The 14,612-nt window shown below is 55.1% G+C and carries 11 protein-coding genes; 3 read left to right on the top strand and 8 right to left on the bottom strand.

Annotated elements, in window-relative coordinates:
• Nucleotides 1-443: 443 nt before the first annotated feature.
• From ENH71_RS04530 to ENH71_RS04520, 3 genes are read right to left on the bottom strand one after another with little or no spacing between them, the layout of a single operon-like run.
• On the bottom strand, nucleotides 444-668 hold the full coding sequence (locus ENH71_RS04530; protein ID WP_294132032.1) for a hypothetical protein: 225 nt from the start codon (nucleotides 666-668) through the stop codon (nucleotides 444-446).
• 41 nt (nucleotides 669-709) lie between these two features.
• Nucleotides 710-2,506 (bottom strand): sodium-extruding oxaloacetate decarboxylase subunit alpha, encoded by a 1,797-nt coding sequence (oadA, locus tag ENH71_RS04525; RefSeq protein ID WP_294132029.1) that lies wholly within the window; start codon nucleotides 2,504-2,506, stop codon nucleotides 710-712.
• Nucleotides 2,507-2,518: 12 nt separating this feature from the next.
• Nucleotides 2,519-3,940, bottom strand: a complete 1,422-nt coding sequence (locus ENH71_RS04520; protein WP_294132026.1) for an acetyl-CoA carboxylase biotin carboxylase subunit — start codon at nucleotides 3,938-3,940, stop codon at nucleotides 2,519-2,521.
• A gap of 354 nt (nucleotides 3,941-4,294) precedes the next feature.
• Between ENH71_RS04520 and ENH71_RS04515 the strand changes: the two genes are divergently transcribed.
• Entirely contained in the window at nucleotides 4,295-5,554 is a 1,260-nt protein-coding gene (locus tag ENH71_RS04515; protein WP_294132023.1) for a sensor domain-containing diguanylate cyclase, read from the top strand.
• A 6-nt stretch (nucleotides 5,555-5,560) separates the two neighbouring features.
• On the opposite strand, the gene ENH71_RS04510 is transcribed toward ENH71_RS04515, so the two are convergent.
• The 5 genes from ENH71_RS04510 to ENH71_RS04490 form a co-directional block, all read right to left on the bottom strand.
• Nucleotides 5,561-6,004 (bottom strand): potassium channel family protein, encoded by a 444-nt coding sequence (locus ENH71_RS04510; RefSeq protein WP_294132020.1) that lies wholly within the window; start codon nucleotides 6,002-6,004, stop codon nucleotides 5,561-5,563.
• Nucleotides 6,005-6,227: 223 nt separating this feature from the next.
• Nucleotides 6,228-6,542, bottom strand: coding sequence for a putative signal transducing protein (locus ENH71_RS04505; protein ID WP_294132017.1), 315 nt, complete (start codon nucleotides 6,540-6,542; stop codon nucleotides 6,228-6,230).
• 44 nt (nucleotides 6,543-6,586) lie between these two features.
• On the bottom strand, nucleotides 6,587-7,237 hold the full coding sequence (locus ENH71_RS04500; protein ID WP_294132014.1) for a glutathione S-transferase family protein: 651 nt from the start codon (nucleotides 7,235-7,237) through the stop codon (nucleotides 6,587-6,589).
• Between the two features lie 162 nt (nucleotides 7,238-7,399).
• A complete protein-coding gene (locus tag ENH71_RS04495; protein WP_294132011.1) occupies nucleotides 7,400-8,998 on the bottom strand; it encodes an isocitrate lyase in 1,599 nt (532 codons plus the stop codon).
• A 46-nt stretch (nucleotides 8,999-9,044) separates the two neighbouring features.
• Nucleotides 9,045-11,216 (bottom strand): malate synthase G, encoded by a 2,172-nt coding sequence (locus ENH71_RS04490; protein WP_294132010.1) that lies wholly within the window; start codon nucleotides 11,214-11,216, stop codon nucleotides 9,045-9,047.
• A 183-nt stretch (nucleotides 11,217-11,399) separates the two neighbouring features.
• Here ENH71_RS04490 and ENH71_RS04485 point away from each other — a divergent pair, with 183 nt between their 5' ends.
• Nucleotides 11,400-12,971: a DUF3612 domain-containing protein gene (locus ENH71_RS04485; RefSeq protein WP_294132008.1), complete on the top strand. Its 1,572-nt coding sequence runs from the start codon at nucleotides 11,400-11,402 to the stop codon at nucleotides 12,969-12,971.
• A gap of 189 nt (nucleotides 12,972-13,160) precedes the next feature.
• Nucleotides 13,161-14,519, top strand: a complete 1,359-nt coding sequence (locus tag ENH71_RS04480; protein ID WP_294132007.1) for an MBL fold metallo-hydrolase — start codon at nucleotides 13,161-13,163, stop codon at nucleotides 14,517-14,519.
• The last annotated feature ends 93 nt before the right edge of the window (nucleotides 14,520-14,612 follow it).

Genomic DNA, 14,612 nt, shown 5'->3' with positions numbered 1-14,612 from the left:
TTAAACGCTCTGCAGATAGCCTTTGATCAGGCTGCGCTGATGAGCGGCCGGAAAATCACAATGCCGAAGCCAAAATTGCCGAATTGACTGCACGATCGTGATTCAGTCACGAGCAGAAAAACGCAGAAAGTATATTTCTGGCGGGTACTTCCTTTCTTGCAATTACCTGCTAATATTTCTTGATTTTCAACCTCAAATCCCGGTCGGGGCCTGAGCTTGAACGTGAACCGGAGCAATACTCATGAAAGAGCAAAAGAGCGTCAAGGAAACCAAGAAAAAGCCCCTTTTGAATCCAAAAGAAAAAAAGGCGGCCAAGAAAGAGAAGCAGGCAAGCAAAAAATGATTCGCGGTTTGTTGGTTTCTTAATACGCCTGGAAGTATCAACTGCAGTTGTTCCACGCTTTTAAGCTGGAAACAACGTGCCGCAACCACACGCCAGCCCGTCAAAGCTCCAGCGCCTCGCGACGCTCGCGCTTGTAGGCCTCATAGGTCTGACGGGTACGTTCAAGGCACTGTTCATAACTCGACATTGGCTGATCCCCGCATTCCTGACGCTGATGCACCCTCAGATTGTCGTAGACAGCCCTGTTACTGCACGCGCCAGCATTGAGCGCTACGGCCACTAAAAGCAACACGAACGCTGTCCACTTTCGCAAACCAAACTTCATGTTGCTCTCCTGGTAACAATGGCATTTCCAGATGGTCGGGTTTAGCCGATCTCCACCAACACATCACCCGGGGTCACCCGATCACCCTTCTGGATATGCACCGCAGTGACCTTGCCTGAGACCGCCGCCTTGATTTCAGTCTCCATCTTCATGGCTTCAATGACCAGCACCGGGTCACCCGCAGCAACTTCCTCGCCTTCCTTGACCAAAACGTCAACTATATTGCCAGGCATTGTGGTGGTCACCTGACCTTCCTTGGTAACCTTCTCGCGTTTGCCAGCACCGCTGCTTTTCTGGAACTCACCCAAAGACTCCAGTGAAATCTCCTCGGGCACACCATCAATGGTCATATAAAAGCGACGTTTGGTCTCGCTGGTCGGGCTTGCGCCGGTGACATGGACATCGTAGCTCTCACCATGCACGGTAATCTTGAACTCAGTGGAGATATTGCCTGATGAGCCGGCGCTGGGCAGTGGCTCCAGTGGTTCGGGCTGCAGGGTGCCAGCCTGGCGCTGTTCCAGATAGGTTCGCGCCTGGTCGGGGAACATGGCGAAGGTCAATACATCTTCTTCGCTTTCTGCCAGATCGCCGATTTGCGCCTTGAGTTTGTGGAATTCGTTGGGCAACAGGTTTGCCGGACGCTCGTCAATCAGTTCTTCGTTGCCGACGGCGCGACGCTGCAGGTCCTTGTCAATTTCACCCGGCGCCTTGCCATACCAGCCCTGCAGGTATTTCTTCACTTCATTGGTGATGGTCTCGTAGCGCTTCCCTGTCAGCACATTGGCAACGGCCTGCGCGCCGACCAGCTGTGAGGTAGGTGTTACCAGCGGTGGATAACCCAGATCAGCCCGCACCTTGGGTATTTCGATAAACACCTCACGGATCTTTTCCAGCGCACCCTGCTCTTTAAGCTGGTTCGCGAGATTCGACATCATGCCGCCCGGCACCTGCGACAACAGAACCGCCGTATCAACACCGTTGTACTCGCTTTCGAACTGGTGATACTTCTTGCGCACGTCCCGGAAATGCCGGTTGGCGTGTTCCAGCAACTCCAGATCCAGTCCGGTTTCATAGCCGGCGTCATGCAGCGCTGCGACCACTGATTCAGTAGGCGGATGACTGGTACCACCGGCAAAGGCCGACAGCGCAGTATCGATGTGATCTACGCCTGCATCCAGAGCGGCCCATTGACACATGGTGGCCATGCCCGAGGTGTAATGGCTGTGCAGAAACACTGGCAAATCCAGGTTTTTCTTCAGTGCAGACACCAGTTCTGCGGTAGCGCTGGGCGTCAACAACCCGGCCATGTCCTTGATCGCGATGCTGTCTATGCCCATGTCCGCCATGGCCTTGGCCTGATCCAGAAAAGTCTGCGTATCGTGCACCGGGCTGATGGTGTAACACAGCGTGCCCTGAGCATGCTTGCCCGCCTTCTTGACCGCCTTGATGCTGGTCTCGAGATTGCGCACATCATTCATGGCGTCAAAGATGCGAAACACATCAATACCGTTCTCGGCCGCTTTCTGACAGAAAGCCTCCACCACATCATCAGCATAATGGCGATAACCCAGCAGGTTCTGACCGCGCAGCAGCATTTGCAAGCGCGTGTTGGGCAGGGCCTTTTTCAATTGCCGCAGTCGCGCCCAGGGATCCTCCTTGAGAAAACGCACACAGGCATCGAAAGTCGCACCGCCCCAGCACTCCAGCGACCAGTAGCCGGCCTTGTCCAGCCATTCACAGGCCGGCAGCATATCCTCAGTGCGCATACGTGTTGCTATCAGGGATTGGTGGGCATCCCGCAGGATGACGTCGGTAATATGGATCTTGCGCTTACTCATACTGTTCTCCGATTAAAGACCGGCCTGCGCGGCGATGGCGGTGGCAATGGCGGCGGCGATGGTTTCCGGTCTCGACTTCTTGCTGTATTCAAGCAGTTCCGGGTGACTTTCAACAAAACTTGTATCGAAACTGGCAGCGCGAAAATCAGGGTGCTGCAGTATCTGCTGATAATAGGGTATGGTGGTTTTGATGCCATATATGCCCATGTCGTTCAGGGCCCGGCGACTGCGTTCCAGCAGCTCTTCCCAATCCATGGCCCAGACGATCAGCTTGGCGCACATGGAATCGTAGTGTGGTGGTATTTCGTAACCGGTGTACATGGCTGCATCTGTGCGCACGCCCGGCCCACCCGGAGAATAGTAACGGGTGACGCGGCCGAAACTGGGCAGGAAGCCGTTCTGCGGATCCTCGGCATTGACCCGGAACTGGGCGGCAAACCCCCGGTAGCTGATCTCATCCTGCCGGTAACGCAGTTTTTCGCCAGCGGCAATACGAATCTGTTCCTTGACGATATCGACGCCAGTGATCGCCTCGGTAATGGTGTGCTCCACCTGGATACGGGTATTCATTTCCATGAAATGGAAATTACCCTCTTCATCCAGCAGAAATTCCACAGTCCCTGCATTTTCGTAACCACAGCCCTTGGCAACGCGCACCGCCAGTTCGCCAATGGACTCACGTTGCTCGTCGCTTAACTGCGGCGAAGGCGCCAACTCGATCAACTTCTGGTTGCGACGCTGAATGGAGCAGTCCCGCTCATACAGATGAATGGCGTTGCCATGACTGTCCGCCAGCACCTGGACCTCGATATGGCGCGGGTTGACGACGCACTTTTCCAGGAAGACCTCCGCACTGCCAAACGCCTTACTGGCCTCGGAAATCACCCGCGGGAAGTTCTGGCGCAGTTCTTTTTCAGAGTCGCAGCGCCGTATGCCACGCCCGCCGCCGCCCGAGGTGGCCTTGAGCATAACGGGATACCCGATATCAGCAGCCTGGCGCACCGCGTCATCGATATCTTCAAGATTGCCGTCACTGCCGGGCGTCACTGGCACATTGGCCTTGATTGCCGTGCTGCGCGCCTCGGTCTTGTCGCCCATCATGCGGATCACATCTGCGGAGGGGCCGATGAAACGAATGCCTCGCTGTTTGCAGATCGCCGCCAGATCAGCGTTCTCGGACAAAAAGCCATAGCCGGGATGCAAGGCATCGCAGCCGGTTTCCACGGCAAGGTTGACGATATGGTGGGGGTTTAGGTAACCGGACAAGGGGTCCTTACTGATACAGTAGGCCTCGTCAGCTTTTTTGACATGTAGCGAATACTGATCCGCTTCGGAATAGATCGCCACCGCCTTGATACCCATCTCCTGACAGGCCCGGGCGATACGAACAGCAATCTCGCCACGATTGGCGATCAAAACCTTCCTGATGGTCATCCCAGAGATCTCCAGCGTTTCTGGTAAACGCGCAGTTTAGCAAAACCGTAGCTGACTGGCAGTACTAGTTTCTCCTTGAACCCGATTCCCGAGGTCAGTGGCGCCTGAAGCGCCGGCCAGACCCTGTAAGGTGCCTGTAACCTGCAGACTATATTCTTGCCCGGGATTTCCCTTCCGGCAATTACCTGACATTCTTTTCTGCACCCTGGCCTGGAGTCACGGTCGGGATCCCGAACGTGTCAGAGCGGATTAGACAGATGACAGGAGATTGATCATCATATGATCCGCATCAGAGGCAATTTTTTAGTTATAGGCTAATATGTGTAAAAATCGCATATAAGCAAGAGAGCAACAATGACAACATTAGTTCGGGACGAATCCATACTCTGGAGCGCACTCTTTGAGCAATCCGGGGACGCCATGGTGGCGCTCAGGCAGGATGGCAGCGTCTATCGGGCTAACCGGCGGTATGCCGACATGCTCGGCTATACCCTCGACGAGATGAAAACGCTGTTCGTTTGGGACTGGGATACTCATTTCAGCAAGGAAGTGTTGCTGGAAATGCTGAAGACTGTCGACAACTCAGGCGCTCACTTTGTTTCTACCCAACGCCGCAAAGACGGCACCACCATCGATGTTGAACTGAGCAACAACGGGGCTTTGTACCGGGGCGAAAGTCTCATTTTCTGCATCATCAGAGACATCACGGCACGCAACGCCACCGCCATGAAACTGCAGCAAAGTGAGGAGCGGCTGCAACGCATCGCCTCGCAGGTGCCCGGCGCACTGTATCAGTACCGCATGGCCCCGGACGGCGAGCGCAGCTTTCCCTATTTCAGTGAGGGCATTGTCGAACTGGGCGGTTTGACCTGGGCCGAACTGAGCGGACCCAGTATTGACCCTGTCATGTCCCACATTCATCGCGAGGATGCTGCACTTATTGAGACTACTGTGCAGAGGTCTGCCCGCCACCTGTCACATGCTCACATAGAGTTCCGAATCCATCACGGCGATGGCTCGCATCGATGGATTGAAAGTCGTGCAACGCCACAGCGGGAAGAGGATGGGTCAGTCTTGTGGACCGGAATTTTGCTCGATATCACGAAACGGGTGGAAGCAGAAGAGAAAGTTCGCTTACTTGCCAAAACGGATGGGCTGACAGGTATCAACAATCGACAGGAGTTCAACCGCCTGCTCGATCAGGAAATCGGGCGTGCCGCCCGGTACGGCTCACCGATGGCCCTGATCATGTATGACCTGGATCATTTTAAACGGGTGAATGATCGGTTTGGGCATGACACCGGCGACGATGTACTGCGCAAAGTTGCCGAGCTTACCAACCAGCATATTCGCGGCACAGACTTGCACGGACGCTGGGGCGGTGAGGAGTTCATGGTTATTCTGCCACAAACTGGACTGGACGCCGCACGGGACGTAGCCGAAAAACTGCGCAAAACAATTGCCCATTATGCCTTCAATAAAGTCGGTGCTGTTACCGCCAGCTACGGCGTGGTGGAGTTGAACCCGCAAGAGAACGCGAAAGCCCTGGCACAGCGCGTAGATGAAGCGATGTACCGTGCCAAGGAGCGCGGCAGAAACCGGGTCGAAAGCTAGACGCGATCAGTCTGGCCTGTTCCAGTTCCGCTGCATTTCAATAAAGGCAAACGACGCGGACCAGGTAATCAGAACCAGACCAACCAGTGCTTGTGTGCCATAAAGAAACCGAACCGGGCCTACCGGGAAGATATCGCCGTAGCCTACTGTCGTATAAGTCACCGCCGACATGTAAATATAATCCGGAAATGCAAACGACTCATAACCCTTCAGAGAACCAATACCATTCATTTCCACCAGCCACCACGCACTGATGCCATAGCCCCAGATTGCAATGATATGAACAAACAGCAACCCGAACACCATCACCAGTATGCGTCGTCGATGAGGTATCGAAGATCTTCCGACCAGACGACCCAGAGCGATAAATGCTTCGTAATGCAACGCAACAGCGCCAGCAGACGTAAGCAGAGTCACTAAAAAAGCAACAATATGCGCCTGATCAGGCATAACACAACACTCTCTTTGAAAACAGGATTGTACACTCGCCAGTAGCCTTCTTCAGCCCTCACCTTACCCACCTTGGGATCAAAGATTGTAAGCGCGCGCGGACAAGCTTTTCAGCCGTGACCACATGATCCTATCACAACAAAGTGATGTGGCCCTATGCATGGCGGGACGGACTGGCATTCTGTTGGCAAGTGTCCTGTCTGAAAGGGTCCAGGGCATCGCGCTATTCGCTGAGTCGCCCGGTCTGGCACTTCCAGCAAACGTCAAAACTGCCTTCATTGTCTTCATTGCAATTGTCACAAACCCATGAAGCCTTTGGCTCCGGATTCTCCACCTCTGTCTCAATGAGCGCCGCAGCCGTTTCATAGTCGTGATCGTGCAGAATCCAGAGCTCATGAAAAATGTTGTTAATCCCGTGCCGGGCGCCTGCCGGTACTGTGTGCTCATTCTTGACGAACGCCTCTATGTTGTTCAGGGCAAGAATGTTCTTCACGGAATGCAGCACAACAATATTTTCATGGGTGTAGATTTTTTTCATAAACACTCTCGCTATGAGCCGGTGGCAGATCGTTTCATTTATTGTTATGCACCTACTTCTTCTGCATCCAGAATCTCGGATTCGGCACGTGCTTGCCGGAGCCATTCACGCATATGCTCATCGTCAAGCACACATTCCATGTATTGCGCGGCTTCCGGCGACATTTTGATGCCATAGGTCGAAAATCGCGAGACCACCGGTGCGAACATACAATCAGCGATGGAAAACTGCCCGAACAGCCAGGGGCCTCTGGAAACATGGGTTTGCCGACAGTTCGACCATATCCGGTCGACGCGGGCGATCTCCTTCTCAAGCGCGGCATTGCCGGCAACATGGCGCGCTGTCGCACGGCAATTCATCGGCAACTGACCACGGACCTGCTGGAAACCAGAGTGCATTTCAGCACTGCAGGATCTCGCTTCTGCCCTCGCCCCCACCTCGGCCGGCCAGCCTCTGCCCTCCAGGTAATTTTCCGAAACATATTCGCAGATTGCCAGCGAGTCCCAGATTGTCAGCTCGCCATCCAACAGCACCGGAACCTTGCCAGCGTCGGAATACCGGGTCAGTCTGGCGTGTGTATCTTCCTGGTCCAGCGGTATCCGAACTTCTTCAAACGGGATTTTATGATGAGACAATAACAACCATGCACGCAGGGACCATGACGAATAGTTTTTATTGCCGATGATTAACTGCAATTACTCCTCCGACTGCTCAGGACTGGTGAATAAGATCATATTTCAGGACTCAAATGCCAAATCACGTGGTTGGCCAATAGGCACACCATATAGCTGAGATGAGCAAACTGGCAGGGCCGGATTGCTCATCTCAATACGTCCACTATAGATCACAAACCGAATTCAACCAAACTGGTTCATGGTGTTGTCCTTGCCCGACGCTTTGAGGGCATTGCTGCCGGAGAAATACTCCTTGTGGTTGTCTCCTATATTGGAACCGGCCATATCCTGGTGTTTGACACAGGCCAGACCCTGGCGAATTTCCTGGCGTTGCACTTTCTTCACGTAGGCGAGCATACCCTGTTCGCCAAAGTAGTCCTTGGCCAGATCGTCTGTGGACAATGCCGCTGTGTGATAGGTCGGCAGGGTAATCAGGTGATGGAATACACCCGCCATCTGCGCGGCATCGCGCTGGAAGCTCTGAATTTGGGCATCCGCCTCCCGCGCCAGCTCACTGTCGTCATACTGGGCACTCATCAGTTTTTCGCGCTGGTACGGCGACAGCTCACGCCCCTCTTCTGACCAGGTATCAAACACCTGTTGCCGGAAGTTCAGCGTCCAGTTGAATGACGGACTATTGTTGTAGACCAGTTTTGCGTCCGGCACAATTTCCCGGATCCGGTTTACCATACTGGCAATCTGCTTCAGATGTGGCTTTTCGGTTTCGATCCACAACAGGTCGGCACCGTTTTGCAACGATGTCACACAATCCAGAATCACCCGATCTACGCCGGTATCGGGCTTGAACCGGACCAGACCATTGGCCAGCCGCGTGGGTTTGATATTGCTATTGCCGCGGCGCAGCAACATGTCGCCTGAGTGCAACTGATCCAGTGACGTGATTTCTTCGCCATCGATAAACGCATTGTACTGATCGTTCAGGTCGCCCGGCGTCTGTGACACCGGAATCTTCTGGGTCAGGCTGGCACCCAGTGAATCGGTACGTGCCACGATAACACCATCCTCTACGCCCAGTTCCAGAAACGCATACCGCACCGCATTGATCTTCGCCAGAAAGTCTTCATGCGGCACAGTTACCTTGCCATCCTGGTGACCACACTGCTTGGCATCGGACACCTGATTTTCAAGCTGGATACAACAGGCACCCGCCTCAATCATTTTTTTGGACAGCAGGTAGGTCGCTTCTTCATTGCCAAACCCGGCATCGATATCGGCGATAATGGGTACAATATGCGTCTGGAAATTGTCGATCTTTTTCAACGCAGCTTTTTGCGTCACCTGATTCCCGGTGCCGCGGGCAGCATCCAGCTCCTTGAACAAATGATTGAGTTCACGGGCATCGGCCTGACGCAGAAACGCATACAGTTCAGCTATCAGCGCCGGTACCGCTGTTTTTTCATGCATCGACTGGTCGGGCAGCGGACCGAATTCGGAGCGCAGCGCCGCGATCATCCAGCCGGAAAGGTACAGGTAACGTCCTTTGGTGGTGTCAAAGTGCTTCTTGATGGAGATTATTTTCTGTTGCCCGATGAACCCGTGCCAGCAGCCCAGCGACTGGGTGTACTGCGACGGATCACGGTCATACGCCGCCATATCCTCACGCATTATTTTTGCGGTATAACGGGCGATATCAAGGCCGGTCTGGAAACGATTCTGCAGACGCATGCGCGCGATGTAATCAGGATTGATGCCATTCCAGGTATCACCCTGTGTCGCCAATGTGCGATTGGCCTGGTCCATCTCTTGCTGATAGGTTGACATGGTACTTTCCTCTAATATGGTGTGGTTAATGGGTAATGGCGACGTCTCAGGTCCGGCTTTTGGCCAGTCGGCGATACCGGTGCAGAACAGGCTCTGTGTACCCGTTTGCGTGTTTTTGTCCTTCAAAGATCAACGCTTTGGCGGCCAGGAAGGCCAGGCTTTGGTCTGAATTTGTGGCCATGGGTTGATAGGCAGCATCACCTGCGTTCTGCCGGTCCACCACCTCGGCCATACGACGCATGGTGGACATCACCTGGTGTTCACTGCAGATACCGTGCAACAGCCAGTTGGCAACATGCTGGCTGGAAATACGCAAGGTGGCCCGGTCTTCCATCAGGCCCACCTGATGAATGTCCGGCACTTTGGAGCAGCCGACGCCCTGGTCAATCCAGCGCACGACATAACCCAGGATGCCCTGAATATTGTTTTCCAGTTCCTCGGCAATAGCCGCGTCCGTCAATGTGTGCTGGGCGGGCAACAGCGGTATGCGCAGAATGTCAGCCAACGCTGCCCGGGCACGCGAACGCAGAGCCTGTTGCCGGACTGACACATTGACCTGGTGATAGTGCAAGGCGTGCAAGGTTGCCGCCGTCGGTGATGGTACCCAGGCTGTGCTGGCGCCGGCGCGTGGATGCGCGATTTTGCTGGCCATCATACCGGCCATGTCATCGGGCATGGGCCACATGCCCTTGCCAATCTGAGCCCGGCCAGGCAAACCACAGGCCAGACCGATGTCCACATTCCTGTCTTCATAGGCACGAATGCAGGGCTGATCCTTGAGCTGCGTTTTCGGCAGCAAGGCACCGGCATGCATGCTGGTATGAATTTCGTCACCGGTACGATCCAGAAAACCGGTGTTGATGAACACCACCCGATGCCGGGCGGCGGCAATGCAAGCCGTCAGGTTGACGGTGGTCCGACGCTCCTCATCCATGATGCCCAGTTTGATGGTATTGCGCGGCAGCTCCAGCAAGTCCTCTACCCGCCCAAACAGATCGACGGTAAAGGCAACTTCCTCCGGACCATGCAGTTTCGGTTTCACGATATAAATGTTGCCACAGCGTGAGTTGCGCAAGGGTCTGCTGGCATTCACATCCAGCGACGCAATCAGGGAAGTGACCACCGCGTCAATGATGCCTTCCGGAGCTGGCCGGCCCTGCGCATCGCACATCAGCTCGCTGTTCATCAGCAAACCGACGTTGCGAATCAACATCAGCGCCCGGCCCGGCAAGCTGACCTGTGTGCCGTCCGCTGCTGTGAACTGCCTGTCCGGATTCAGAGACCGCAAACGGGACTTGCCATGCTTGACCAGCGCCACACTCAGGTCGCCGCGTATCAGCCCCAACCAATTGTGGTACACGTCGATCTTGTCCTGGATATCAACGGCAGCCACCGAGTCTTCACAGTCCATGATGGTGGTGACCGCAGACTCCAGCTTGATATCCTGAACACCGGCCAGATCCTGGCCGCCAATCGCGCCGCTGCGATCAAACTCCAGTACGATGTGCAAGTCATGGTTGCGCAGGATGATTGAATCAGGCTGCTGCTGCGGCCCGGTCAGTCCCGCCCACTGTTGCGGATGGCACAACTCAGTCCAGCTGCCATTGGCCAGGCCGGCAACCAGTTTTGCATGCTCGATCCGATAGCAGTTGACCTCTTGGTGGGAGCCGTCGACCAATGGAAACGCACGATCCAGAAAATCCTGTGCATATCGAATTACCGCGGCGCCGCGCACCGCGTTGTAGTGTGTCCCAGCGGCCAACTCCCCTTCATCCGGTATCAGATTGCTGCCATACACCGCGTCATACAGGCTACCCCATCGCGCGTTGGCGGCGTTGATGGCAAAACGGGCATTCTTGACCGGCACCACCAGTTGCGGACCGGCTATACGCGCTATTTCGTCATCAACCGCGCCGGTTTCTATTGTGGCCGCCTCAGGCTCGGGTAGCAGGTAGCCGATTTCTGCCAGAAACCGGCGATAGGCCTCAGGATCATGGGGCAGATCACGATGCTGTTGATGCCACCGGTCTATCTGCTGCTGCAGGGTGTCCCGATATGCCAGCAGCTCGCGGTTGCGTGGGGCCAGCTCCGCCACCAGATTGATAAACCCCGACCAGAATGCCGAAGCATCCAGCGTGGTCAATGGCAGAACCTGGTCATTGATAAACCGGTAAAACCGCGCGTCAATGGCGCTGTTCAATTGTGTGGCTGCTTGCATGCCGCTCTCCGTTGCCTTTCATCAGGCCGATTGCTTAAGACCTGCGTAGTGTATAGAATTAAAAAATGTAATTTCACAAACAAAATTTCACACTGTTAATTTTACAAAACACAGGAATAGCGATGCCCGAGCCGGACACGGCAGCACGGGATCGTGAAACTGAAAGCGGAACGGTGAAAGATCATGAAAAACCATGCCACCCTGATTCGCCAGTCCCATTTCCTGGGCACCAAGATCCGCAATCTGCGCAAGCAGCATCATCTGACACTGGAAGACCTGTCTGCCCGCTGCGTCAAAATTGACCCGGAGGCGGCGCCCTCGGTGTCCTATCTGTCAATGATAGAGCGCGGCAAGCGGGTGCCCGGCAAAGATATGCTGGGCATTATCGCCACGGTTTTTCAGAAAGATATCGACTGGTTTATGGACGACGCCCTGTCGGAAAAGGCCATCACACCCGAAAAGTCAGGCCATGGCGGCATCAGTGGTATGGCGCTGGAGCCTGGCTTCCTGTTCAGCGACAACATATTGCAAATTGCGATTCCCGAGATGCTGGCTCAAACCGGCACCACCGGCCGCCAGTTTGCCCATCTGCTGATCCGGGCCCACCAGGAGCACCACCGTAATCACTTTCCCGACCTGGAGCGCGCTGCCGAAAACATTGGCCTCAAACGCATGCCCCTGAGTGTTGCGGAACTGATGGACATCGTGCAGAAAATGGGATTGACCATTAAATGGTTTAACCGCACACCACAGGAAGTTCTGGACGAAACCGGCGCACATTCCAAAAGTACTGTGCGCTCTTTTTTTGATCCGCCCGGCACCTTGTATCTAAATGAATTGCTCAAAACCGAACCCGCGCGGCTTAAGTATGACCTGGCGCTGCACATCGGTCATTGCACGTTGCACAACAAGGATGGTTTGAAAAGTGTATTACTGGCGGGAAAGAATCAGAGTAATACCGGTAGTTCGGCAAATGCGCTCTCCTTCGGGCCCGATGCGCAGGATATTCTCAGCGCCTGGCGCGATTTCGAATGCAGTTTTTTTGCCGGCGCGCTGCTTTGTCCGCGGGTCCCGTTCCGACAAATGCTCGAGCGCCACAGCTACGAAGTCAGTGTGCATAAGCAACTGGAAGTATCACCCTCAGTCGTGATGCGGCGCATGACCGCTGTGTCCAGCTATCCGCATTGGCACTATTTTGATGCCTATCCGCCCGGCACACTCAAGGCCGTTTACCGTGGCAACGGCATCCCTCTGCCCTGGGGAAATATGCGCCTGGTGGAAGACCCCTGTCAGAACTGGGCCGTGTTCCGCCTGATCAACAATAGCAGCCCGGGCACTTCCGCACAGGTCTCGGTGCTGGAAACCAAAGACGGTCCCCGTATTTATTGCTGCGAATCTGTCAGCGTCGAAGATATGGCTGGCAATGCGCACGTGCTGTGTGCTGGCATTGATCTGAACCCGGTTCTGGACACTCAGGGCCGCGACGCCCGGGATATTGCAGCCAGCCTGAAGCAGGCTTGCATCAAAGGCCGCGGCGATGCAGACATTCCGGCCGCTATCCGCAAAGACTTGCTCAGCGCTGCTCGCATACTCAACATTGGCTGGATACAGCGCGGCCTTGATAACCCTGCGCGCGTCATCTGCTCTCGCGGCGCGGTGTGTCCGCGCACACCAGGCTGCTATGCAAAGTCCGCCTCACCCGATACCTTGACCGTGATGGAAAAGATGCAACAGGCAATTCGCGATGAATGCTAACGCCTTGCTCATGACAGGCCACTGACCGACGGTTCGCGGACGCACGCAGGGCAATACGATTCAGGCATTTGCTTGATACATGGACAGAGCCTTTTGCGCCAGATGGGACGTGTCTGGACACTGGAGATTGTGTTAACGTCGGAATGCCAGTTGTCATTTACCTCAACATCTACGTGGAGGCAAAAACAAATGCGAATCGAAAAAATAAAGACCGAGGGTCTGGCTCATCTCTCCTACTTCCTGAGTGCCGATGGCGAAGCCGCCATCATCGACCCGCGTCGTGACATCGACATCTACCTTGAACTCGCCCGTGCCGAGGGAGCCGTCATCAAGCATGTTTTTGAGACCCATCGCAACGAAGACCTGATCTCGGGCGCACCGCTTGTTAAGCGCGCCACCGGCGCCGAGGTCTGGCACGGCCCTCATCCTGAACAACCGATCCGCTACGCAAATGAGACCCGTGATGGTCAGGTTTTCGAGATCGGCGGCGCTGTGCTGAAAGTGCTCGAAACGCCGGGGCATACCGACGACAGTCTGTCTTACGTGCTCTATGACAAGAGTTTCGGGCAAGATCCGGTGGGCGTCTTTACCGGCGACGCGCTTTTCGTTGGTGACGTAGGACGGACAGATTTCTACCCCGACAGAAAAAGAGAAGTCGCAGGGCTACTCTACGACAGCCTGCTAAAGCTGATTGCGCTTGGCGACCAATGCCTTATCTATCCAGCCCACGGTGCCGGATCGGTATGCGGATCGGGTATGGCTGACCGGGAATTTTCGTCAATCGGACACGAGAGGAAGAACAATCCGCGCTTGCAATTGACCGACAGGGAATCGTTCATCGACGCAAAAGTCGCCGAACACCACTATATTCCGCCATATTTCGAGCGAATGGAGCAGTGTAATATGCTGGGCGCCGAGACGACGCCGGCAACGCCATTGCCTTGCTCCCCTGCGGTGATGCTCGACCCTGGCGAGCATATTTGTCTCGATGTACGGGGTATCTTCGACTTTGCCGGAGGTCATCGGCCGGGCTCTCTGTGCATACCCCACGACATGATCGCAGCCTTTGCCGGCTGGCTGCTTCCTGTGGACAAACCGATTCTGTTAATTGCCCGGGACCAGACTCAGGCGCTGAATGCTGCCACAACGCTTTATCGTATCGGGTTTGACCACATAGGCGGTTACATCAGTGGTGTCATGCCTCTCGCAGTAAACGACAGGCCGCTCGGTGCCATCCCTTTTGCAGAAACCGAAACCATCCGTTCACGGCTCGACACTTCTCCCAATGGCTGGACCTTGTTGGACGTGCGCGCAAAGGACGAGTATGAAAATGGTCACCTGCAAGGCGCCCGCCATGCCTATGTGGGTGAACTGCCTGATGCCGTCAACGATATGGACCCTGACACCCCGGTCACTGTCATGTGCGGCAGTGGCGCTCGCGCCACCATCGCCGCCTCTGTCCTCAAGCGCCAGGGCTTTAGCAACGTCGACGTGTATATAGGTTCCATGCAGGCCTGGACCGCCGCAGGACACGCGACCAGCGATTGACTCAAATATCCTTGCCACGCGTGGCATTGAGTATCCTTGCCCGACAGGTCAGACTTGACCATTATAGTAAGCTAGCTTATTATAAGCTCCACT

Source organism: Pseudohongiella sp. (assembly GCF_011050365.1).
Lineage (GTDB): Bacteria > Pseudomonadota > Gammaproteobacteria > Pseudomonadales > Pseudohongiellaceae > Pseudohongiella.
The sequence above is the reverse complement of the archived record's forward strand: the minus strand, read 5'-3'. Positions and strand labels throughout refer to the sequence as shown.